The sequence below is a fragment of the Mucilaginibacter sp. UR6-11 genome, assembly GCF_020880695.1.
Classification (GTDB): Bacteria; Bacteroidota; Bacteroidia; order Sphingobacteriales; family Sphingobacteriaceae; genus Mucilaginibacter.
Genome location: NZ_JAJIWO010000002.1, coordinates 316,228 through 338,074, shown reverse-complemented (window position 1 = coordinate 338,074; position 21,847 = coordinate 316,228). Strand labels below are relative to the sequence as shown.

21 protein-coding genes and 1 tRNA gene are annotated in these 21,847 nt (G+C 43.4%); 10 read left to right on the top strand and 12 right to left on the bottom strand.

Translation table 11 applies throughout. The features are described 5' to 3' along the window. Nucleotides 1-27: 27 nt before the first annotated feature. Nucleotides 28-609 carry a DUF4142 domain-containing protein gene (locus LJ658_RS06920; RefSeq protein ID WP_230545746.1) on the top strand — a complete coding sequence of 194 codons (582 nt, stop codon included), beginning with the start codon at nt 28-30 and terminating at the stop codon, nt 607-609. A gap of 294 nt (nt 610-903) precedes the next feature. On the opposite strand, the gene LJ658_RS06915 is transcribed toward LJ658_RS06920, so the two are convergent. The 3 genes from LJ658_RS06915 to LJ658_RS06905 all read right to left on the bottom strand — a co-directional run bounded on the left by LJ658_RS06915 (nt 904) and on the right by LJ658_RS06905 (nt 5,157). Next, a complete protein-coding gene (locus tag LJ658_RS06915; RefSeq protein WP_230545745.1) occupies nt 904-3,117 on the bottom strand; it encodes an ATP-binding protein in 2,214 nt (737 codons plus the stop codon). Between the two features lie 160 nt (nt 3,118-3,277). Continuing rightward, nucleotides 3,278-4,093: an MBL fold metallo-hydrolase gene (locus LJ658_RS06910; protein ID WP_230545744.1), complete on the bottom strand. Its 816-nt coding sequence runs from the start codon at nt 4,091-4,093 to the stop codon at nt 3,278-3,280. A 50-nt stretch (nt 4,094-4,143) separates the two neighbouring features. Then, complete coding sequence (locus tag LJ658_RS06905; RefSeq protein WP_230545743.1) at nt 4,144-5,157, bottom strand: dipeptide epimerase; 1,014 nt, start codon at nt 5,155-5,157, stop codon at nt 4,144-4,146. Nucleotides 5,158-5,191: 34 nt separating this feature from the next. Between LJ658_RS06905 and LJ658_RS06900 the strand changes: the two genes are divergently transcribed. Then, the gene (locus LJ658_RS06900) at nt 5,192-6,202 is read left to right on the top strand and encodes a hypothetical protein (protein WP_230545742.1); all 1,011 of its coding nucleotides are present in this window, start codon (nt 5,192-5,194) and stop codon (nt 6,200-6,202) included. Here the strand turns inward: LJ658_RS06900 and LJ658_RS06895 are convergent. Genes LJ658_RS06895 through LJ658_RS06880 form a run of 4 tightly spaced genes read right to left on the bottom strand, consistent with a single transcriptional unit; the run spans nt 6,171 to nt 9,678 of the window. Next, entirely contained in the window at nt 6,171-6,800 is a 630-nt protein-coding gene (locus LJ658_RS06895; RefSeq protein ID WP_230545741.1) for a rhomboid family intramembrane serine protease, read from the bottom strand. The two genes, LJ658_RS06900 and LJ658_RS06895, sit on opposite strands and share 32 nt — an antisense overlap. 3 nt (nt 6,801-6,803) lie before the next feature. Then, on the bottom strand, nt 6,804-8,546 hold the full coding sequence (locus LJ658_RS06890; RefSeq protein ID WP_230545740.1) for a M14 family zinc carboxypeptidase: 1,743 nt from the start codon (nt 8,544-8,546) through the stop codon (nt 6,804-6,806). A gap of 42 nt (nt 8,547-8,588) precedes the next feature. Then, nucleotides 8,589-8,948, bottom strand: a complete 360-nt coding sequence (locus tag LJ658_RS06885) for an MmcQ/YjbR family DNA-binding protein (protein WP_230545739.1) — start codon at nt 8,946-8,948, stop codon at nt 8,589-8,591. A gap of 1 nt (nt 8,949) precedes the next feature. Continuing rightward, on the bottom strand, nt 8,950-9,678 hold the full coding sequence (locus LJ658_RS06880) for a hypothetical protein (RefSeq protein WP_230545738.1): 729 nt from the start codon (nt 9,676-9,678) through the stop codon (nt 8,950-8,952). 67 nt (nt 9,679-9,745) lie between these two features. Between LJ658_RS06880 and pepT the strand changes: the two genes are divergently transcribed. Further along, on the top strand, nt 9,746-10,996 hold the full coding sequence (gene pepT / locus LJ658_RS06875; RefSeq protein WP_230545737.1) for a peptidase T: 1,251 nt from the start codon (nt 9,746-9,748) through the stop codon (nt 10,994-10,996). Nucleotides 10,997-11,006: 10 nt separating this feature from the next. On the opposite strand, the gene LJ658_RS06870 is transcribed toward pepT, so the two are convergent. Together LJ658_RS06870 and LJ658_RS06865 are read right to left on the bottom strand one after the other, a co-directional pair. After that, nucleotides 11,007-12,239: a TlpA disulfide reductase family protein gene (locus tag LJ658_RS06870; RefSeq protein WP_230545736.1), complete on the bottom strand. Its 1,233-nt coding sequence runs from the start codon at nt 12,237-12,239 to the stop codon at nt 11,007-11,009. Between the two features lie 43 nt (nt 12,240-12,282). Beyond that, nucleotides 12,283-13,422 (bottom strand): acyl-CoA dehydrogenase, encoded by a 1,140-nt coding sequence (locus tag LJ658_RS06865; RefSeq protein WP_230545735.1) that lies wholly within the window; start codon nt 13,420-13,422, stop codon nt 12,283-12,285. Between the two features lie 366 nt (nt 13,423-13,788). Between LJ658_RS06865 and LJ658_RS06860 the strand changes: the two genes are divergently transcribed. Both LJ658_RS06860 and LJ658_RS06855 read left to right on the top strand, forming a co-directional pair. Continuing rightward, complete coding sequence (locus tag LJ658_RS06860) at nt 13,789-14,031, top strand: helix-turn-helix domain-containing protein (protein WP_144246880.1); 243 nt, start codon at nt 13,789-13,791, stop codon at nt 14,029-14,031. Nucleotides 14,032-14,247: 216 nt separating this feature from the next. After that, nucleotides 14,248-14,321 (top strand) — tRNA-Asp (locus LJ658_RS06855). 130 nt (nt 14,322-14,451) lie between these two features. Here the strand turns inward: LJ658_RS06855 and LJ658_RS06850 are convergent. Next, nucleotides 14,452-15,531 (bottom strand): DUF4932 domain-containing protein, encoded by a 1,080-nt coding sequence (locus LJ658_RS06850; protein WP_230545734.1) that lies wholly within the window; start codon nt 15,529-15,531, stop codon nt 14,452-14,454. A 78-nt stretch (nt 15,532-15,609) separates the two neighbouring features. Beyond that, nucleotides 15,610-16,113 carry a protease gene (locus tag LJ658_RS06845; protein WP_230545733.1) on the bottom strand — a complete coding sequence of 168 codons (504 nt, stop codon included), beginning with the start codon at nt 16,111-16,113 and terminating at the stop codon, nt 15,610-15,612. A gap of 215 nt (nt 16,114-16,328) precedes the next feature. On the opposite strand from LJ658_RS06845, the gene LJ658_RS06840 reads away from it, so the two are divergent. Further along, nucleotides 16,329-17,414: an MBL fold metallo-hydrolase gene (locus tag LJ658_RS06840; protein ID WP_230545732.1), complete on the top strand. Its 1,086-nt coding sequence runs from the start codon at nt 16,329-16,331 to the stop codon at nt 17,412-17,414. A gap of 124 nt (nt 17,415-17,538) precedes the next feature. On the opposite strand, the gene folP is transcribed toward LJ658_RS06840, so the two are convergent. Then, nucleotides 17,539-18,405, bottom strand: coding sequence for a dihydropteroate synthase (gene folP, locus LJ658_RS06835; protein ID WP_230545731.1), 867 nt, complete (start codon nt 18,403-18,405; stop codon nt 17,539-17,541). A 214-nt stretch (nt 18,406-18,619) separates the two neighbouring features. On the opposite strand from folP, the gene LJ658_RS06830 reads away from it, so the two are divergent. Genes LJ658_RS06830 through LJ658_RS06815 form a run of 4 tightly spaced genes read left to right on the top strand, consistent with a single transcriptional unit; the run spans nt 18,620 to nt 21,799 of the window. After that, nucleotides 18,620-19,102 (top strand): DUF1599 domain-containing protein, encoded by a 483-nt coding sequence (locus tag LJ658_RS06830; RefSeq protein ID WP_230545730.1) that lies wholly within the window; start codon nt 18,620-18,622, stop codon nt 19,100-19,102. Continuing rightward, entirely contained in the window at nt 19,099-20,250 is a 1,152-nt protein-coding gene (locus LJ658_RS06825; protein WP_230545729.1) for a BT_3928 family protein, read from the top strand. Before LJ658_RS06830 ends, LJ658_RS06825 begins: the two co-directional genes overlap by 4 nt. Continuing rightward, entirely contained in the window at nt 20,247-21,305 is a 1,059-nt protein-coding gene (locus LJ658_RS06820; RefSeq protein WP_230545728.1) for an ABC transporter permease, read from the top strand. Before LJ658_RS06825 ends, LJ658_RS06820 begins: the two co-directional genes overlap by 4 nt. After that, nucleotides 21,302-21,799, top strand: coding sequence for a shikimate kinase (locus LJ658_RS06815; RefSeq protein WP_230545727.1), 498 nt, complete (start codon nt 21,302-21,304; stop codon nt 21,797-21,799). Before LJ658_RS06820 ends, LJ658_RS06815 begins: the two co-directional genes overlap by 4 nt. The last annotated feature ends 48 nt before the right edge of the window (nt 21,800-21,847 follow it).

Below are 21,847 nucleotides of genomic sequence, written 5' to 3'. Positions count from 1 at the left end.
TTAGTTAGAAATTAAAAAAGTAAACCTATGAAAAAGTTAAGTTCAATTGTAATGATTGCAGCAGCCGGATTAATGTTCCAGGCTTGTAACAACACTAAAAAAGACAGTACAGAATCTGCCGACAGCGTAAACAAAGTTAAAGATACTACCACTACCGGCCAAACAGGTATTGCCGTAGTTGCTGACGACGCTAAATTTGCTGTTGACGCGGCCAACGGCGGTATGACTGAGATCCAGTTAAGCCAGCTTGCTACTACCAAAGCGGTTAACCCTTCTGTAAAAGAGTTTGCCAACATGATGATCATGGATCATACCAAAGCAGCCGACGAGTTAAAAGCAATTGCCAAAACTAAAAATATAACGCTGCCTGATTCTGTTAATGCCGACTCAAAAAAGGCTATTGAAGATCTTTCAAAAAAATCAACAACCGATTTTGATAAGGCTTACGTAAGCAAAATGGTATCTGATCACAAAGCGACAGTTGACCTGTTTGAAAAAGCGTCTAAAGATGTAAAAGATGCGGACCTTAAAGCGTTTGCTGACAAGACCTTACCAACTATAAAAGGGCACCTTGATAACATCAATAAGATTAAATCAAGCTTGAAATAAGCCGTTTTATTGAAAAAAAAGCAAAAAAAGCACATAAATGGATCATTTATGTGCTTTTTTGATGAAAAAGGGATAAAAACATCGAAAAAATCGCAAAAATTCAATAAAACCAAAATTTATTCTACCAAGTCGGTAGGATTATATACATTTGTGGCCTTATTACAATCGGACTAAACCAATTCGTTCTTTATGAGAATAATGAGATCAGTTAATTTTAGAGGAGAAGTTTTAGCGGACTTCTCCTTTTTTTATGTAATTGCTCTTAAATAAACTACTACTACCACCTCGTGTCCGCTATCTCCGGATGCTGTCAAGCAAAGCATCGTATAACTTTTCCACTTCGATAGGTTTACGTAAAAACCCTGTAAAGTATGAATGGAATTCCGTCTGGTATTCGGCGGTTACATCTGCGGTTAACGCAAATATTGGCGTCTTTTTATTAGGGTTATCCGCAGCCGAGATAATATTTTTTGTAGCCTGAAAACCATCCATTTCAGGCATGTGTATGTCCATCAAAATAAAGTCGAACGCTTTTTGCTTTGTTTTTTCAACAGCTTCAAACCCGTTTTTAACGTGTTCGGTTTTTACCTTCCAGTTAGAGAGCAGTTTAGTTATCACCATGGCGTTGATCACGTTATCTTCAGCCAGTAATATCGTTTTACCCTTCAGGCTTTCTGTGTGTTTTGAAAAGGGCTTATCAGGGCTCTCGGCCTTTTTTAACCTCAAATCAAAATAAAAACTCGATCCGATGCCTTCGGTGCTTGTCACCAGGATGTCGCTTCCGTGCAGGTTAACCAGTTTTTTAACAATAGCCAGGCCAAGCCCGGAACCCCCTTGTTTTTTTGTAGTAATGGATTGGGGTTGTGAGAAACTCTCAAAAATATCCTGGAGATAATTTGGCGCTATGCCAATACCCGTGTCATTTACTTTAAAGCGGATGGTGTCTTTATAACCCGTAGTGCTTATTTTTTCGGTAATGATATCCACCTGCCCAAAATAAGTGAACTTGATAGCGTTGGTTATTAAATTGCCCAATATCTGCCCCAGCTTGTTCTCGTCCAGCTCATATGAATCGGCAAGGCGGTTGTCTATCTTCAGATCAAGCACCAGCCCCTTTTCACGGGCAAGGCTCTCGTAGGTTTTCTTTATATTATTTAACAGCTGTTTAAAATCGGCCGGCCGCATTTCAAGGCTGGTTTTGCCGGCTTCCAGCTTGGTAAAGTCAAGGATATCATTTATTAACAGCAATAAGCTATTTGAGGCAAACCTTAAGGCATTGATCAATTCCTGCTCCTCCTTGTCGGTTTTGTCAGATAGTAATGAGGCAATGGTAATGATCGCATTTAAAGGCGTGCGTATTTCATGGCTCATGGTTGAAAGGAACTCCTGTTTTACAATCGCTGTCTGCTCGGCAAGGTTCTTTTTTTCGATGATCTCCGCTTTTTCCAGTTGTAATTGCGCCTCCTTTTTAATGGCCTCCATTTTATTGATGAGATCATAATTCTCAATCACCTTTAATGTTTGGGCGTTAATAACACTTTCGCGTTCTTTGAGGTATAACTCTAAAAATTTAAGCGCGTTTATGGGGTCATTCTCCAGCTTAAAAATATCATAAAATAAATGGTAGCATTTAAATTTCACCATTGACAGGTGATACTCGGTACTAAAATCAAGCCCTTTTTGCAATACCTCTTTTGCCTGCGCCAGTTGGCCCATTAAAACATATAATGATGCCAGCTTATGGTAGGCCATGCCCAGTCCCAGGGTTTCACCCATTGCCAGATGAATATTTATCGATGCTTTAAAATCATCTTCAGCTTTGGCAAATTGTTTTTTCGCCGTATAAACTTTGCCCCGGCCATAATAAGCAAATGCCAGACCGCGGATATCGCTGGTTTGGGTTTTCATGGCTATAGACATCTCGATCAGTTCGGAGGCCATCTTTATATCCTGTTTTTTCAGATAGATCCCTGATAACGGGTTATAGGCATTTGATTCGAGGTTAAGGTCGCCCGCTTTTTTTGCAGCGTCTATGGAATCTTCATAGGTGATAATGGCGTTTTTTTCATCGCCAAAATATTCATAAACGGTACCTAATGATTTATGTGAACGGGCAAGATTATGGTAATCATTATATTTCCGATAGGTATTAATGCAATCAACCAAATTAACCAGGCCCAGGTGATAGTTATTGGTTTTATAGTATACGCCGGCAATGTTATACTTGGCGTCGGCTATTCCTTTATCGTCATTTAAGGATTCATAGATCTTGATAGCCTGGGCCGACATATCCAAAGCGCTTTCATATTCGCCCAGTATCATGGCAAAAAGTGCAGCGTGGCTAAGGCTTTTGGCAACCAAACCGATTTCATTAAGTTTTTGGCTAAGGCTAAGCGCCTCCCGGGCCAGGGCTGTGCTTCGTTTTAAATTATTGGTTCTGCAGGCATACGCTTCGTCTAATAAAGACATTACGCGTTGGTGGTCATCTTGCTGCAGGGGTAGTTTCATACCTTGCTATACGGATAAAGTTACGGGTTTACCGTTTGAATTATTTAGGATTAAAGGATTATATGCAGAAGATCCTCTGAAGCTAAGCTACAAAACATTTCGGTAAGTTATTTCAACTAAAAGTAAAAAAATGTAAGAAAAAGGAGAGCAACACCCGGTTCTAAAACAAGGTGGTTTGAAGGCCCGCCAGCGGGGCGTATGCCGGGGCAGATGCCCCGCTGATATGGTAAACGGCAGTTTCATGGTAACGCGAGGCCACTATAACTTCGGCGCCACGGGCATGCGTATTGAACAGGTTATGAACCAAAGCGGGGTCGTTGTTGTCTTTAGACAGGTGCGATAAAAACAGGTGGCTCATGTAAGCCGGCTTATAATCTATAAACAAAGCCAGCGCCTGTTTATTGGACAAGTGGCCCATGCCGCCCCGGATCCGGCGTTTTAAGTGATAGGGATAGCTGCCGCTATCCAGCATTTCTTCGTCATAGTTGGCTTCCAGGAAAGCAGCATGACATTGCTGAAAGTGCTGGATAAGGTTTTCGCAAACCGCGCCAAGGTCTGTAAACACGCCTACTTTGATATCGCCGCAGGCAACCGTAAAACTATGCGGATGCGCGGCATCATGTATTTTAGCGAATGCGGTTATCAGCAACCCGCCAATGCTGATGGTCTGCTCTGCCATAAACTCCGCTACCAGGTCATCCAGCCTTAAGCCGCCATATTGCAGGGTAAGCGGGGTAATATAAACCGGCAACTGATACTTTTTAGCCAATACCGTTACCCCGCGTATATGGTCTGAATGTTCATGCGAAATGAAAATTGCCTTTACTTTACGCATGGACAAGCCAAGGCGCGCCATCCTTGTCTCTGTTTCGCGGCATGAAATGCCTGCATCAATCAATACCGCTTCCTGCTCATTACCAATGTAATAACAGTTACCATTGCTTCCGGAATTTAATGAGGCTACAAATAATGACATTACTACAAATTAACCTGTTTTTGAGCGGCGATAAAAATATAACACTAAATTTATTTAAATGTCACGCCTAACCCCGCAGTATCACTTAATACATATTTTCCAGCTGCAAAATCAGGCGTTTTAAACGGGTTGTTGGTGGTTAAAAACGGCCCGTCGATATCGGCCCAGTCGCACTGCGGGGCAAGTGCCGCCGCCGCTAACGAGGCGCAGCTGGTTTCGCTCATACAACCTATAAGTACTTTTAGCCCCAGCTGCCGGGCTCTTTGCAGCATTTGTTGTGCCCCGTACAGCCCGGCAGATTTCATGAGTTTAATATTTATGCCATGATACACACCTTTGGCTTTTTCAACATCGGGCAGCCGCTGTACGGCCTCGTCGCCAATAATGGGTATCGGGCTGTGCTGGGTTAGCCAGGCATTGCCGTCAATGTCTGTTTTGGCCATGGGCTGCTCAACAAGCATTACACCCTGTTGCTGTAACCAAAAAATAAGGTCAAGGCTTTGGTTCCGGTCCGTCCACCCCTGGTTGGCATCAACATAAATAGGGACATCAGTCACCGACCGGATAATATTGATCAATTCTTTATCGCTGTCACGGCCCAGCTTCACTTTAATCACTTTAAACCCTGCTGCTTCTTTTACTTTTTCGCGGAAAATATCCGGCGTGTCAATACCAATGGTATAGCTGGTTACGGGCATTAAAGCAGGATTGCTGCCGGCCAGTTGCCAGCAGGACTGGTTTAATAATTTGCCCTCCAGGTCGTGTAAGGCAATATCTATCGCAGCTTTAACGGCCGGGTTGCCGGGAACAAGGCTATCCAGGTAATTAATGATCTCGTCAAAATCAAAAGGAAACTTAAACCGGCCGGCATCTACCTTATTTAAAAAGGCTGCCGCACTTTCATGGCTTTCGCCCATATAGGGCACCATTGAGGCTTCGCCATATCCCGTAAAGCCTTCGTGCGCTATATTAACCAGCATAACAGGTGTTGACGTGCGCGAGAACCTGGCTATTGTAAACGGATGTTTAAGCACAAGCTCAAATGGTTGATAAGTCAGTTTCATGTTATAATCCCAAAGCTAAATTATTCTTTTTAAAATGATGGCTATCTTTGCGGCCATGCCCGTAAAATTATACGCACCATTTGAGTCTTCAAACTTTAGCAACAAGGTTTGCTTTTTAACCGGACAAACACTTAACAGTGAAGAAGAAAAAATACAGGTTTTTCCGCAATGGTTAATGAGCCTTTATGAGCTGGAGGAAAAGCCGTTTAAATTGCTGGACGAAAGCATGGCCACCTACAAAGATATTAAGTTGCCCTGCGCTGCCAGCGTTAATGAAACTTACCTTGAGCCCCTCGAGGCCCGGATAGCTGCGGCGTTTAATGGCGGCTATGACGCTGTTAAGGCTGTTGATGAGCTGCAGCTTTTTCAGTGGGCCGGCAAGTTGCTGTACGGGATAATCTTTAACGAGATACAGGCAGGTATTCGCCAGCAGTATGCGCAGGGCGAGGAGTTTAACATTTCGCAATCCATTATCCATAAGTTTAGCAACCTGCATTTAATGCTGCAAAGCATCAATCTGCCGGTTTTTTTCGAAGAATTTAAGCCCTTCAGCCTGTTTTTATTTAAGGTTGATAATGATGAAAAAGAATTTGGCTACCGCGATGAGATCAATACACTTACGCTTGCGTTGCGGATTAAGGACTTTGGCCTGATCATTTGTTTTCAGGATAATGGCGCCAATCGTCAATATCACCGGGAAACTATTGATAAGATAAATAACCAGCCTTTGCACCCGATACAGTTTGAGGAGTTTAGCGGGAGGATTTTTTATTCGGCCTACTTATTTAACCGCCTGCCCGAATACAATCTTTTGCCTGTTGGTGAAGAGCTGTTTATAGAAGCTATGCCGTTGCGCGGGATAAGCAGCAAACCGCTGTTTGACGATTGGCAAAACAAAATTTACGGGCAGGTGCTTGAAAATTTCTGGAAAAACTGGGGTTTCCTCCTGTTGGAGATCATCAAAAATCCGGAAGAGCCTATGAGCTTTTTGTTTGATGCTGACGGCAATTTTGTTAATGCAGCATTGATTGAACTCCCGCGGTGATTTTATGAATAAACTCGGGCGCAACCGCCGGATTAAGGATTAAAGTAATAGCCACTCCCGACAGGGCGCCAAACATGTGCGCGTCGTGATTGATATTATCACGCGAGTGTTTAGCGGCATAATTACAATAAACCAGGTATAATACACCAAAGATTATGGCCTTAATAGGGAACGGAAAGGGTATGATATACATACTTGCCATTGGGTCATACAGGATATAGCTAAATATTACCGCACTAACCGCACCCGATGCGCCAAGGCTGTTGTACCAAAAATCATTTTTATGTTTGGCTACTGATGGCATATCGCTTAATATTAAACTGGCTACATACAGCAAGCCAAACTGCCAGTGGCCAATAACACCCTCCAGCGTAAAAGCAAAACAATAATAAGAGATCATGTTAAAAAACAGGTGCATCCAGTCTTTGTGGATAAGCCCGCTTGTTATTACCGTATAGACATTTTTGCCGCGGTAAACGCTATACGGATGCAGCATTAATTTGCCAAACCACTCTTCATTGCTAAAAGTCAGAACAGACGTCAGAACGGTAATTACAAGTATGATAGAAGCTACTGGAGCCTGGTTTAAATATTCCATTATTTATTTTAGATCAAGTTTGGCAGTTACCAGCAGGCGCCCTACCGGGTAACGAAGATAGGTTTTTTCGAAATACGTCGAATTGCGGTAAACAAAATTTAACTGGGCCGACGCGCTGTTGGCTATTGCCGGATCTTTTGCTTTTTCATCGTCCAGCTTTTTACGTATATCAGGATGCGTTTTTAATAATCCGGCAGCAACGTCTTCAAAAACATAGGGCGAATAGCCTTCTTTTGAACCCAGCACCGAATCAAAAAAGTTCCACGCAAAATAGGAGTCAACTCCCTGGGGCTCCAGTGTTTCAACAATAAACCGGTTGAGCGGCTGGTTGGTAAATACAACATAGTCGCCCGCATAACATTTAATTTTCATTATAGCCGGGGTCAGCTTCACATTAGTATGCAGATAATGCCCCTCGTAAGGGTGCGTGGCGGTCTTATAATCGGCCAGGTAATACATCTGCAACTCAAGGGTGGTATCATGCGCCAGCGGGTGCATGACTACTTTATTAAGCTTATACAAGTCGATGATCTTTCCCCAGGCCTGGGGTATTATATAAGCGATGGGCTTGTCTGCCGTCGCGGTGGCTACGTAGTTATCAAAATATTTGATGGTTTTTGTATACGGTTCACCGCGGTCATAATATAAGCGCGTAAGGCCGCTAACCTCGCTGGGTTTATAGCGGGCCGTATAACCCTTAAATACAAGTGTATCATAGTGTTTGTTATCAACATCCCAGTTTAAGGCAAAAATTTTTTGTTGTTTCACCTGTTCGTCGGCGCGGGCCCTCACCTCGCCAATCAGTTTGGCGTCGCGCTCGTTAACATCAACCAGGGCCTGCATAAAGTTATAGGTAGCATAAACTCGCTTATTAAAAGCTTTCAGCATATGCGTTTCCGTAATGTAGCTGATAATGTTATGTTGCGACGTATAGCCGGTTGCAAACCGGGGCGTTTCTAAAAAACTTACAATGCCTGAGTCTGGTATGTTTTCTTCGCTTTCAACATAAGGGATCATTTCAAAGCCGCTTTGTTTCATGCGTTTATAAAGTTCGGGCGAGAGCGTTTTGGATGTGTATTCAGCAAGTATGGGGTTCTGCTTATCCTTCTGTGTTTCAATCAGCGTCATTACGTACTGGTAATCGGCGCCGTCGCTGGTATGATTGTCTAAAAATATTTCGGGTTTCCAGGTATTGATGATCTGCTCGAGCGCCAGTGTATTGCGGCTGTCGGCTTTGATAAAATCGCGGTTAAGATCCAGGTTGCGCGAGTTGCCCCTGAAGCCGTAAGCATCCGGCCCGTTTTGATTAATGCGGCTCAGGCCCCGGTTAAGGCTACCGTCTATATTATAAAGGGCAACTATGCAAATAACCACGTTTTTAGGAAGCGCATTTTTTTTGAGCAGATCGCGCGCAAACATCATGCTGGCATCAATCCCTTCCGGCTCGCCGGGATGGATCCCGTTATTAATTAACAGTACCCGTTTGTTTTGCCTCTTTATCAGCGCCGGATCAAAAACCTTATCACGCGATAAAACCACCAATGTTAACGGCTTACCAATATCAGTAATCCCATAATTGATCAGTTTAAGCTGGGGATTATTCCTGGCCAGTTTATTATAGTAATCAATAACCTCGGGATAAGTTGCGGTATAGTTTTTATCCCTGCTTAACTCAAAAGGGGTTAACTGTGCTTTAGCGGGGCCAAAAAGTAAACAGGCAAAGAGGCAAAGCAGTATTGTTTTCATGACGGGTTCCCGGAAAAATAATAATGGCCGTTAAAGTAATAATTATTGGGTAGCGCCGGTAATTTCGGCCTGGATTTTTTTAGGGAGACTTTTAACAACCTGCTCATAAGAATGATCAACCATATCAAGCAGTTGTTTACGGGTAAGCGTACCGGTCATCAAAACCGTGTTCCACATTTTTTTATTCATGTGATAGCCGGGCTGAACTTCGGTATAACGTTCACGAAGCTCAATCGCAAGCTCGGGGTCGCATTTTACATTAAAACGGTCTCCCTGCTCTAACCCTGTCAGTAAAAATATTTTACCGCCCACTTTAAAAACCAAAGTATCCTCGCCAAAGGGAAAGCCTTCGCTTACGCCCGGTTTTTCCAGGCAATGATCACGTAGTTCTTCTAAATTCAATTTAGTTTATTGCTTTGGTGTAAGGTACAGATTGGCCAAAATTAATTTTTACACCAACTATTATCTGGCGGTATTGATCGGGCGAGTTGTTTTTAAAACCGGTTCCCGGGTCTGAATAGCCGTCTAACCCTTCGCCCAGGGTTACATTGTGTATATAACCAATATTTATTCCCATAAAAGGCTCATCATAACCATTATATATTTTAAACTCATAGCCGAAGCGGATAGGTATTACCAAATTGGTACTTGAGTTTTGGCCCGGGAAAGTATAGGTGCCTGGTGGCAAATTGGGTGATCCGTTTAGATTGGTCCGTTGTATAAAGGCCATATTATTATTTATAATACCTACGCCGGTACCCATATAAAAATCTTTTATAACCTTCATAAAAGGGTCGCGGTCATAATCTATTATTTGGCCCAGCGCAAAATCACCATGAAAAATAAAAGCTTTGTAATGATTGTCATATTGCCGCCTGCTTTCATCAGTAACAATGCTGCCGCCGGAAAGGCCGCCGAACTGAAACTCTAACCCCAAAGGCACGTATGGTGTTAAATTATAATAACCCGTTATATTATAGGTTTTACCTTTATTGGCAGTCTTTAAATCGGCATACGGAAAGTTAGAACTGGCAAAAAAACCGATTCCATACTTACCATAGTTGTAGCTGGTTTGGGCTCTAACAGCTGCTCCTGCACCTACCAAAATAAAAAATAATATAAGCTTTCTCAAAATCAATCTTAATCAATTCTATAATAACTGTTTAACTTAGCCAAATATATTAAAAGACCACAAATAAATGAACTTTAAATCGACGAATTTTACTGTTACCGAACGCTTTTTACGCTATGTAAAAATAGATACCCAATCAGATCCGGAATCAACAACCTGTCCATCAACTGAAAAGCAAAAAAACCTGGGGAAATTACTGGTAGATGAGCTTTTGGAGATAGGTGTAAATGATGCACATCTGGACGAATTTGGGTATGTATACGCCACTATACCGGCTAATAGCGATAAGCCGGACGTACCTGTAATCTGCTTTTGCTCGCACATGGATACCTCGCCCGATTGCAGCGGAGCCGGCGTTAAACCTATTGTTCATAAAAATTACCAGGGTGCCGCGATCATATTACCGGATGACCCAGCGCAGGTATTGCAGATAAGTGAGCATCCCGACCTGAAGAACCAGTTAAATAATGATATTATTACAGCCAGCGGAACGACGTTATTGGGCGCCGATAATAAAGCCGGCATAGCCGAAATTATGGATGCCTGCTACCAGTTGGTCAATCATCCGGAAATTAAACATGGCACGATCCGGATTTTGTTTACGCCGGACGAAGAAATTGGCCGGGGCGTAGATAAGGTTGATATTAAAAAACTGGGTGCCTATGCCGGCTATACTATTGACGGCGAGAGCGCCGGGAACATGGAAAATGAAACTTTTAGCGCCAATGGTGCTAAACTGATTATAAAAGGGATAAGCGCTCATCCGGGCTTTGCAAAGGATAAAATGGAAAGCGCTATAAAAATCGCTTCTATAATTGTGGCAATGTTGCCATATGAGCTTTCGCCCGAGAATACAGAGGGCAGGGAAGGCTTTATACACCCGGTTGGGATAAACGGGCATGTAGAGCAGGCTATAGTTGATTTTATTATCCGTGATTTTGACGAAGAAATGCTGGTTAGCTATGCTAACGAGATAAGGAAGGCAACGGAGGAAGTTTTAGAAGATTTTCCGAACTCAAGTTACGAACTACAGGTTAAGCCGCAATATCGTAATATGAAGCAAAAACTAAATGAGCGCCCGCAGATTGTTGAATATGGCATGGAGGCCATCAGGCGCGCCGGGCTTGATGCCAAATTATGTAGCATAAGGGGTGGCACAGACGGATCCAGGCTATCATTTATGGGCCTTCCCTGTCCTAATATCTTTGCGGGCGAACACGCTTTTCATGGCAAACAGGAGTGGGTATCTGTACAGGACATGCAAAAGGCTGTCGAAACCATTTTACATTTATGTATGGTTTGGGAAGAAAAAAGCTAATGTTAAGATCTTAATACCCCTGTTCTTCCAGCATATGGATAGTCAGGCGCTCAAACTCGGTAATGAAATCAGTATAATGTTCGCCCGTGCCCGGCCCGCTAAAGCCAGTGTGGATCTTACGCACATTCCCTTTTTTATCAATCATGATAGTAGTAGGGAAACCCAAAACCTTTGCCATCATCGGCAAGCTTTTGGCCGGCTCACCTGCGGCGGGCGTATAACCGGTTAGTAAAATCGGGTACGGTATGTTAAAACGGTTTTTTAGCTGCCTTACGGTTCTTTGTGATTTTGCAAAATCCCGGGTACGTTCATAAGCCAGGCCAACTACTTCAACACCTTTTGGATGAAACTTTTTATAGAAGTTAACCAGGTACGCCGTTTCATCCATACAGTTAGGGCACCATGAACCCAATATCTGTACGATTACAACTTTGTTCTTGTAACGTGCATCAGTTAAAGAAACGTTTTTACCATTGATATCCTTAAAAGTAAAAGCCAGTTTTTTATAGCCGGGCTTAAGTGCTGTAAGCGAAAAGGCGTCCGGTAGTTTAGCATTAGGGTCTTTAACGCCGGTCCAGGTATCAATGCTGGTTAAGCCTGCATAAAATTTGCCGCCGGTTATACGGTTGCCGTTAATTTTTGCCGTAAATAAATAATCATGGCCGCCATCAAAGCATGATAAGTACAACTTGTTACCGCTAACCACGCCTTCAAGGTAACGGTAGTCGCCCGTGGTTGACAAAAAGGTACCGGTAAGTTTTGAGCCAACCTGTTTAAACTCGCCCACCGTCATATCAGTTTTGCCATCGCTGACAAACGGAACTGCCCACCTGCCGGTAACATTAAATGCCGGTTTGTTTGGTGCCTTAAATCTCCACGGCGTATTGGGCGTTGCGTTAAAATTCATGGCAACATATTTATCGCCCAGGTTTTTTATCCATTTGCCGGTAAGTTTGCCGCCGGCGTGCTTTAGTCTAAACTCTGAATCAAACAAAGGCATCTTTATAAAAACAGAGTCACCCTGGTATTTTACATCAGTTACTTTAATGCGTTCATTTCCGTTTATGATAGCCAATTGGCTATGCTTTGCAACGGTGCTCGCCTCAAAATTAAAAGGAATTTCAACACCCGACGCTGTTTGAGTTACTCCGCGCCAAACGCCAGTTTTAAGTAACGATTGTGCGTAGCTGGCATTATAAGTCAGGATGATGATAAATGCTGTTAATAAGGGTCTGATTTTCATTGCGGTAAATTGATGTCAACCAAAACTAAATAAAATCAGCTGGTTATTTCAATACCTCGCGCGAAATGACAATCCGTTGAATTTCGGAAGTGCCCTCATAAATCTGGGTTATCTTGGCGTCGCGCATTAAACGCTCTACGTGATATTCCTTAACAAAGCCATAGCCGCCGTGAATCTGCACTGCCTCAACCGTAGTTTTCATAGCAGTTTGTGATGCATACAGCTTTGCCATTGAGCTTGCCTGGGCGTAGGGCAGATCATTATCTTTTAACCAGGCGGCCTTTAAACATAATAAACGGGACGCCTCAATTTCTGTAGCCATATCAGCCAGTTTAAACTGTATGGCCTGCAGATCGGCCAGTGTTTTACCAAAGGCTTTACGCTCGCGGGCATAGTTTAAAGCCAGCTCATAGGCCCCCGATGCTATACCCAAAGCCTGCGCAGCAATGCCAATGCGCCCGCCTTCCAAAACATTCATGGCAAACTTAAAGCCAAAGCCATCTTCACCTATTCTGTTCTCTTTAGGTACTTTAACGTCATTAAAGTGCAGCGAGTGGGTGTCAGAACCCCGTATGCCCAGCTTATTCTCTTTGGCGCCTACAGTGAAGCCCGGCATCCCCTTCTCTACTATTATAGCATTAATACCATGATGCCGCTTACCTGCATTGGTTTGTGCCATTACTAGGTAGGTAGATGCTGTGCCCCCATTGGTTATCCAGTTTTTTGTGCCATTGAGCAGGTAATGATCCCCCATGTCCACAGCCGTAGTAGCTTGTGCTGTGGCGTCAGAGCCGGCTTCAGGTTCAGATAAACAGAACGCGCCTATTACTTCGCCTTTGGCTAAAGGCACCAGGTATTTTTGTTTTTGCGCCTCGGTTCCATACTTTTCAAGGCCATAACAGACCAATGAATTATTAACCGATACTACTACCGATGCCGATGCATCAACCTTTGAAAGCTCTTCCATTACTAATACGTATGAAATAGCGTCCATACCGCTGCCGCCATATTGCGGAGATGTCATCATTCCCAAAAAGCCAAGTTCGCCCATCATCTTCACCTGCTCTGCCGGAAACTTTTGCTGCTCATCACGCTCAATCACACCTGGTTTTAATTCTGCCTGGGCAAAATCGCGTGCGGCCTGGCGTATCATTAATTGTTCTTCCGATAGTTCAAAATACATATAAGGACGATAAAAAGTAAAGATATAATATTATGCATGCATAGCAAAAATTTGGGCCAAAAAAAGAGAGCTCTTTTGAAGCTCCCTTTCCCCTAATTAATTTAAACTATTGATTAAACCCAAAACAAAGAACAAAAAACCTCAGCTTGGGTGTCTGAGAATTCACTTTGATGTATTATCACGCCGTTATTTTTCATAGGTAGATGTAGGGCGGTGATAACAGAACAAATGTATTGTCATTAAACCATAGCAACAATGACTTATTCGTCAGAATTAAAAAATAAAGATTTAAGATTTTTTTCTATTTTAGCTTTTAATAAAGTTGAATTATTGTTTGGATATTAATCTTTAGCAGCCCATCACATCATGTTATTAACTGATTTTGAATATCTTGATAACTCTGACAATGCCTTTAAACGTAAAATTTCGCTTCAGATAAAGCGGTTACGAAGGCAAAACCAGGTTACCCAAGAAAAATTTTACTCTGATACCAATATCAATATCGCCAGGCTTGAATCAGGTAAAATTGATATTAGGATAGAAACCCTGCGTAAAGTATGTTATTACTTTGATGTATCTCTATCCGGGTTTTTTAGAGGAATATATTAGAAAAAACACAAATACTGAATAAAAGGCAGATGACTTGCAGCTATTATGCGTGCTGTTTGTATCCCTTTAAGCGCAACAATCTGTATTGCGGATAAATAATACAGTACCCGGAGAATGCTTTATCACAGTTAAAACACTGATTAATTGCGTTTTAAAAGTTTTTTCAAAAAATAACTTGTGTAATAAAAAATGAAGGGTATATTTGCCATCCCAAACGGAGTGGTAGTTCAGCTGGTTAGAATACATGCCTGTCACGCATGGGGTCGCGGGTTCGAGTCCCGTCCATTCCGCTAAAGAGGATTCACTTCCCTTTAAAACGCTTAAATCATCTGGTTTAAGCGTTTTTTTTGCTCAAAAAATCTCAAGCCAATCCGGTTTTGTGGCATCAAATCATCGACCGGAACGGGATCCCATTCCCCGTTATTTTCCCTGATTAAGCTGTCGGGTGGTGGTGTTAAAAAAAGAAATAATCCGCGGATAAAAGCTTTTTAAAGTAGGATATCTGCTTCTGGAGGATTCATATTCCCCCAACAAAAAAACCAGTTCATTTGTCCATAAAAATCCTTTTTTCGTTTGCTTCAAAATCTCAGCCTCAATTTCCTGCTTATCCTGGTGGTTATCCATCATGTATCTCACCACTGAAGCCCTTACTAAGGATTCATTGATCAGGCTGTGCCAGTCTTCATAGCCTTCCAGTTTCATCGCCGCGGCCTGTGCCTTCAATAAAGCTTCGCCGCTGGTTTTCAACTGCCTTTCAAGGCTGTCATTATCTTCCAGCAGATGATCAACAAACGAATGGTTAAATTCATGGATCAGGTAAGTTAAATATATCTCTTTAGGGAAAATGGGTTGCCCACTTTCATTAAATGTCCAGGAGCCCATCACCGCATAAATCAGCTTTTGTTGTTTATTTGGTTTTACGAATGGGCCATAATTGGCCCCGCCATCACCAAGGCCTAAAACTACCTGGTAAGCTATATCGTGTTCACCGTAGTAGTTAAGGTACCAGTTTTGGTCAAACTCAGTTACAGATTGATCGAAGCGGCTGGTAGCTGCTGAATAGTATGCCTGATGGGCGGACAGGAAATTTTCAAAGCCGGACAGCTGGTAAAAGTCATTTGCCAGACCAACAAATTTCGCGGCATCCTTCATGTCCCATTTTCCTGCTAGCGTGCTCTCCGCTCCCTTAATCAGCGAAAACCGGTTGTTTTTAAACTCCAGGGCTACCGCAAGAAACATCACCTTTGAGAAGCCCATGTTTTTTTCCCGGGCAAGTTTTTTTGCGAAATCCACTACCGGCAGCTGTTTATATTTTTCGAAATAAGTTTGAATATCATTTACGTAAATTTTATCCAGCTTCATATTATACTCCGGATTTCCGGCCAGCCTGAAGATAATGCTGAACAGTTCCACACGCCGGTCTACTGTCGACTGAACTTTTTGTTGCGCATTAGCTGTTGAAAAAATAAAAATCAACAAAAAGCCGATTCTGTATTTCATAGGGTAATTATAATAGTAAGCGTCAAAAGTATTATTTTAAATATCCTTGTGTTCGCCATTTGGAAATATTAAAGCGGATTACCGGTATACGAATGATACCTGTTTCCGCACTTTAAGACCGCTGACATTTTCACTGGTATAAGTGATGGTATATTTTGCAGGCCGGGTCAATGCATAGCCTTTTAAAATATCCACCTTAGCTACCAAACTATCCATAGGATTCAGCGCCAGGTAACTCGACGCCGGCGGGGGCATCATCCTTTTTGCCATGGGCCCTTTATAAAGCACTTCTTCTCCTTGTTCATCCTTGATCTCCAGATATTGGCTCATCAATGGTTCGAAAGGTGTCTGCCACCTAAGGAATTTCACCAGGCTGTCCGTATGGTTATAGACGGTGAAAACCAGCTCAACCGGGGCGCCTGTTCTTATCGTATCCCGAATTTGCATAGTAGCAAAAAAAGCCTTTTGCGGGCTTGGCTGGCTGGTAGCAGATTGAGTTTCTTTAACGTGATTATTCCGCATGCGACAAGATGTGCTTACGATAAGTAATAAGGCAATAGAGAAATAGACTGGTTTTTTCATGTTCAAGATAGTATATGTCGCTAAGATAAGCAAACAAGGTTACTTAACCTGAATCCTTCGCGAAAGCGGCGAAAGCAATTGGATGAGTATTGCGTGTTTCCTAACAGGAGGAAATTATGTTAACGATTGTACCTGAACGGCTTACTGTTGCCAGCGTATTATTAATTTTGCTCTTTGATAAAATATCAATGAAACTTAAGCGTTATTTTAACGGTATGAAATACAGATATGTGGGGATTGGGATGGTTGTGCTGTTGTTGACGGTGGCAGCTGGGTGTAGTATTGTAAGATCAATGGGTAAAGACCCAGCCGGCGATGAGCTGGCGCGATTAGAGGCTTTGCCTAATTATAAAAATGGCAGCTTCGAAAATTTAGCTGAACGTGCTGATAAAACGATCAAACACAATCTTATATTCCAGTCCCGTCCTGAAACCATCCGTCCGTCTCATGCACTGCCATGGGTAAAAACCGATTTGAACACACTGCCTGATCCTGCGCCAACCGTCGTTTGGTTCGGGCATTCATCTGTACTGATCAAAACCAGCCAGGGTAATATACTCATCGATCCTATTTTTAGCAACCATGCAGGGCCGGTACCCGGATTGATTACGGCATTTCCCGGCACTAAGCATTATCACGCGAAGGATATGCCACCGATTGACGTGCTGATCATTTCGCACGACCACTATGACCACCTGGATTACCATACTTTGGTGCAATTAAAAGATCAGATCAAACTGGCCGTAGTGCCAATGGGTGTAGGTTCAGATCTGGTGTACTGGGGATATGATCCTAAAAAGATCATCGAGCTGAACTGGAACCAATCCACCACGCTACCCGGCGGTCTGCAGATCACCGCTACGCCGGCACAGCACAAAAGCAACCGTACTTACAGCCAGGAAAACAAAACGCTTTGGGCATCTTACGTGATACAGGCGGGCCGTTACCGGATGTTCTACGGTGGTGATGGCGGGTATGGGCCGCTGTTTAAACAAATAGGCCTGCAATACGGCCCGTTCGATCTGGCGCTACTGGAATGCGGGCAGTACAGTCCCAACTGGCCATGGACACATCTTTGGCTGGGGCAAACCGCCCAGGCCGCCGTTGACCTGCAGGCACGCTTGCTGCAGCCTGTTCACTGGGCCAAGTTTGAAGAAGCTGATCAGCCCTGGAACGAACCTATAGAAAAGCTTCTGCCCGCTGCCGAAAAGCTGGGGATGCAGGTGAATGTTCCGCGTATCGGCGAGCCTTATACGCTGGGTGATCCGCCTAAAAAAGCAGTTTGGTGGAATTTTAATTAATTTTTTTTGGCGCAAATTGTATATAGCCAACCCGGACGGTTATATATTGCCCTTTTTAGAATAATAGAAGGTATAAGACCTGATTATTTATCTTCTACACGGCAACCGCCTACCTGCCCTCTTTTTACAACGGATGCAGCTGATTTACGGCCTCCCATAGCTTAACCGCTTCAATAGCCTGTTTAACATCATGCACCCTTAAAATGTCAGCGCCTTTAGTTAGCGCTATGGTATTTATTACGGTGGTGCCGTTTAAGGCGTCATCGGCAGTAATGCCCAACAGGTTGTAGATCATTTTTTTACGTGATACGCCCACCAACAGGGGCAGCTCCAGCCGGTTAAACTCTTCCAACCGGTTTAATAAGGCATAACTCTGCACCGGTTTCTTGGCAAACCCAAATCCGGGATCGAGAATAACATCAGCAACGCCCAGATTTTTTAACTGCTGGTAGCGTTCTGTAAAATAATCCAATACTTCGTTAAACACATCGTCGTAATCAGCCAGGCCGTTCATGGTTTGGGGGGTTCCTTTCATGTGCATTAAAACATACGGCACTTTTAACCGGGCGACAGTGGCAAACATATCCGTATCCAGTTGCCCGCCCGATATGTCATTGATGATATGCGCGCCCGACCTGACAGCGGCTTCGGCAACCTGCGCGCGAAAAGTATCTATCGATAAAACAGCCTCCGGAAATCCGTCTGCCAAAGCTTCGACAACCGGCAATAACCGTTCTGTTTCTTCCTGTACAGAAATATCAGCTGCGCCCGGCCGGGATGAGTACGCACCCAGGTCAAGAAAAGCGGCGCCGGCTGCCAGCATTTTTTCGGCTTGCTGCAATGCGTCAGCTACAGCGGGTTGGCGGCTGCCGCCATAAAAAGAATCAGGCGTAAGGTTAATTATGCCCATTATTTGGGGCGTACTCAAATCAATGAGCCTCCCGCCCGCATTTAGCGTTGCCTTTTTATGAAAAACCGTATCTTTAGCCATTGTTATAATTGATAAAGTTAAGCTACTTTGAACAAAATCATAACAGTAGACGAATTAGAATCTGTGACCCCCGAACAAGGAGCAATAATGGGATGGAAAATTAGCCCTGCAACCACATGATTTATGTAATAAAAAGTATTCCATTATATTACGACATTTGAACAATACATCAGCCGAATACGAAGCCGTAGTTAATATTTGCAAAGGGCTTTTCATGAAGAAAACCCATGATTATGGTACCGCCTGGCGCATCCTCCGCCTGGAATCAATCACCGACCAGATCTTTATCAAAGCGCAGCGCATCCGCACGCTTGAAGAAAAGAAAATTTCAAAAGTGGGCGAAGATATTACCGGCGAATACATAGGCATAGTTAATTACTGCGTTATCGCGATGATGCAGCTGGAGTGCACCGCCGAAACACCTGTTGAACTGGCTCCGGATCATGTAGGCCGCATGTTTGATGATAAAGTAAAAGAAACAAAGGATTTGATGTTTGCTAAAAACCATGATTATGGCGAGGCCTGGCGGGATATGCGCATAAGTTCATTAACCGATTTGATATTGATGAAGCTGTTGCGGGTAAAGCAGATAGAAGATAATAAAGGCCTGACCCTGGCATCAGAAGGGATAAAAGCCAACTACCAGGATATTTTGAATTACGCGGTATTTGCGTTGATTAAACTGGGCGTAAAATGAAAAACGGATTATTATGGTTCTGCAGAATCAGCGTGGGCCTGTTGTTTATCTTTTCGGGCCTGATCAAGGCTAATGACCCGCTGGGCTTCTCCTATAAATTGGAAGAGTACTTCGAGGTATTTCATATTACCTTTTTAAATAGCCTGGCGCTTGGCTTTGCTATTTTGCTTTGCGCGATGGAAATGATCCTGGGTTTTGCATTATTAATTGGCGCCAGGGCCAAACAGGTAGCCTGGGGCCTGCTGCTCATTATTATCTTCTTTGCCTTTTTAACCTTTTATTCGGCGTTTTTTAAAGTGGTGCAAACCTGCGGCTGTTTTGGCGATGCTATTCCACTAACCCCCTGGCAATCGTTTAGCAAGGACCTGGTGTTGTTGTTGCTGATTGTAGTGCTGTTTAAAAACAAAGAAAGCCTTACCCCGGTGTTCAGTCCCAAAACCAACGAAAGATTATTGGTTATTGCCATTGTGTTCTCGATAGGATTTGGTCTCTTCACTTATAACTTTTTACCGGTTGTTGATTTTTTACCTTATAAAGTCGGCGCCAATATCCCAAACGAAATGATGATCCCGCCGGGCGCCATGCCGGATGAGTTTGAGTTAACCTACAACCTTAAAAACAAAAAAACGGGTGCCGCCAAAACTATGACCGATAAAGAATACCTTAAAACAGGTATCTGGAAGGACAACAACTGGGAGGTAGTAGGCACACCCGAAAGCAGATTGGTAAAAAAAGGCTTTTCGCCAAAAATAGCAGACCTTACCCTGGAGGATGCGCAACGTAATGACTATACCAAAGAACTGCTTAGCAACCCGTTTTATAGCCTGGTAATTGTAGCTTATGATTTAAAGAAAACCGATGGCCCGGCTATTAACCGCCTGAATGCCCTGGCAACCAATCTGACACAAAACTTTAACATGCGCACGATATTGCTGACTTCGGCATCGCCGGCAGATGCGGCAGCATTTGCCAAACAATATCACCTGGTAAGCGAAATATTTTATGCCGATGGCGTTCCGTTAAAATCAATGGTCAGATCAAATCCGGGCGTTATGTTGCTTAAAAACGGAACCATTATTAATAAGTGGCATTACCACACAGTACCTGATTATGACCACCTGGTAAAAAAACATCTGCAACAGCAATGATCGGCTACCTTATCCGCAAGTTTTTTTATGGCTCGGCAGTAATGCTGGGGATTGTGGTAGTGGTTTTTTTTCTGTTCAATATTTTACCGGTTGACCCGGCCCGGATGACGCAGGGCCAGCGGGCCGATGTACAATCATTACAAGCCATTCGTAAGGAGTTTGGACTGGATAAACCAAAACCGGTGCAATTTCTGTACTATATGAATGATCTGTCGGCAATTGGTATCCACCTTAACACACCTGCCGAACGACTAAGGTATCACTACATCCCGCTGTTTGCAGTTTCGCAGCAAAAGGTAGTGGCATTAAAATGGCCTTATCTGCGCCGGTCCTACCAAACCAGCAAGGATGTTGCTTCAATGCTGCTTGAGGTTGTGCCCAACACCCTTATACTGGCCACCACAGCCATGTTGTTTGCTATAGTTATCGGTATATTTTTGGGGATATTAAGTGCCGTCCATAAAGACACCTGGATCGATCGCTCTGCGCTTGCATTTTCAACGCTGGGCATTTCGGCTCCGTCTTTTTTTGCAGGTATTATCATTGCCTGGATATTTGGCTTTGTATTGAGTAAGTATACTGGTCTTAATATGTCGGGCAGTTTATACAGTTATGATCCGTTTAAAGGCGAAGTTATTACCTGGAAGAATTTAATTTTACCCATGGTAACCCTGGGCCTTAGGCCGCTGGCCATTATTGTACAGCTTACCCGCAATGCCATGCTCGACGTTTTGGGCCAGGATTATATCCGCACCGCCAGGGCCAAGGGGTTAAGCAACAGCACTATTATTTACCGTCATGCTTTAAAAAATGCACTAAACCCGGTTATCACAGCCATTGCTACCTGGTTTGCCTCATTACTGGCAGGATCGTTTTTTGTAGAATATGTGTTTGGCTATAACGGGCTGGGCAAAACAACCGTAAATGCGTTGGAGATGTCAGACTTTCCGGTGGTAATGGGCGCTATTTTGTTTATCGCTTTTATTTTTGTGGTGATAAATATGCTGGTTGATGTTGTTTATGTATGGATAGACCCGAGAGTAAAGTTACAATGAGAATATTTTTTATAGGATTTATGGGCTGCGGCAAAACCACCTGGAGCCGCAAATTAGCTAACTACCTGGGTTATGAGTGTTTGGACCTTGACCATATACTGGAAGCCAAAGCTGGTATGAGTATAGCTGATTATTTTACACAATACGGGCAGGACGCATTCCGGCAATTAGAATCATCCATATTAAAGGAAACAGATTACCCTGAAAATGCAGTTGTATCAACCGGTGGCGGGTTGCCATGCTTTTTTGATAATATGGAGTGGATGAATACCAATGGCCAGACGTTGTATATCAAGCTATCGCCGAAAACCCTTGCTGAGCGGCTGGATAAAGGAAAATCAACCCGACCCTTAATACAGGGGCTTCATGGTGACGAACTGGTGGCTTTTATTGCTGAAAAACTGGCAGAGCGGGAAGGTTTTTACCAACAGGCCACCCATATCGTTAACGGTATTGATATAACGGTTGAAAAGTTGGCCGGCATTATTGCTTAACCGGCAACCCTATTGACCGGTTTATTTGCACAGGCTACCGGTGCTTTA

Bases quoted from the DNA above. Each gene is read 5' to 3' on its own strand.
- LJ658_RS06920 (WP_230545746.1), top strand. From the start codon at position 28: ATGAAAAAGTTAAGTTCAATTGTAATGATTGCAGCAGCCGGATTAATG.
- LJ658_RS06915 (WP_230545745.1), bottom strand. From the start codon at position 3,117: ATGAAACTACCCCTGCAGCAAGATGACCACCAACGCGTAATGTCTTTA.
- LJ658_RS06910 (WP_230545744.1), bottom strand. From the start codon at position 4,093: ATGTCATTATTTGTAGCCTCATTAAATTCCGGAAGCAATGGTAACTGT.
- LJ658_RS06905 (WP_230545743.1), bottom strand. From the start codon at position 5,157: ATGAAACTGACTTATCAACCATTTGAGCTTGTGCTTAAACATCCGTTT.
- LJ658_RS06900 (WP_230545742.1), top strand. From the start codon at position 5,192: ATGATGGCTATCTTTGCGGCCATGCCCGTAAAATTATACGCACCATTT.
- LJ658_RS06895 (WP_230545741.1), bottom strand. From the start codon at position 6,800: ATGGAATATTTAAACCAGGCTCCAGTAGCTTCTATCATACTTGTAATT.
- LJ658_RS06890 (WP_230545740.1), bottom strand. From the start codon at position 8,546: ATGAAAACAATACTGCTTTGCCTCTTTGCCTGTTTACTTTTTGGCCCC.
- pepT (WP_230545737.1), top strand. From the start codon at position 9,746: ATGAACTTTAAATCGACGAATTTTACTGTTACCGAACGCTTTTTACGC.
- LJ658_RS06870 (WP_230545736.1), bottom strand. From the start codon at position 12,239: ATGAAAATCAGACCCTTATTAACAGCATTTATCATCATCCTGACTTAT.
- LJ658_RS06865 (WP_230545735.1), bottom strand. From the start codon at position 13,422: ATGTATTTTGAACTATCGGAAGAACAATTAATGATACGCCAGGCCGCA.
- LJ658_RS06860 (WP_144246880.1), top strand. From the start codon at position 13,789: ATGTTATTAACTGATTTTGAATATCTTGATAACTCTGACAATGCCTTT.
- LJ658_RS06850 (WP_230545734.1), bottom strand. From the start codon at position 15,531: ATGAAATACAGAATCGGCTTTTTGTTGATTTTTATTTTTTCAACAGCT.
- LJ658_RS06845 (WP_230545733.1), bottom strand. From the start codon at position 16,113: ATGAAAAAACCAGTCTATTTCTCTATTGCCTTATTACTTATCGTAAGC.
- LJ658_RS06840 (WP_230545732.1), top strand. From the start codon at position 16,329: ATGAAATACAGATATGTGGGGATTGGGATGGTTGTGCTGTTGTTGACG.
- folP (WP_230545731.1), bottom strand. From the start codon at position 18,405: ATGGCTAAAGATACGGTTTTTCATAAAAAGGCAACGCTAAATGCGGGC.
- LJ658_RS06830 (WP_230545730.1), top strand. From the start codon at position 18,620: ATGAAGAAAACCCATGATTATGGTACCGCCTGGCGCATCCTCCGCCTG.
- LJ658_RS06825 (WP_230545729.1), top strand. From the start codon at position 19,099: ATGAAAAACGGATTATTATGGTTCTGCAGAATCAGCGTGGGCCTGTTG.
- LJ658_RS06820 (WP_230545728.1), top strand. From the start codon at position 20,247: ATGATCGGCTACCTTATCCGCAAGTTTTTTTATGGCTCGGCAGTAATG.
- LJ658_RS06815 (WP_230545727.1), top strand. From the start codon at position 21,302: ATGAGAATATTTTTTATAGGATTTATGGGCTGCGGCAAAACCACCTGG.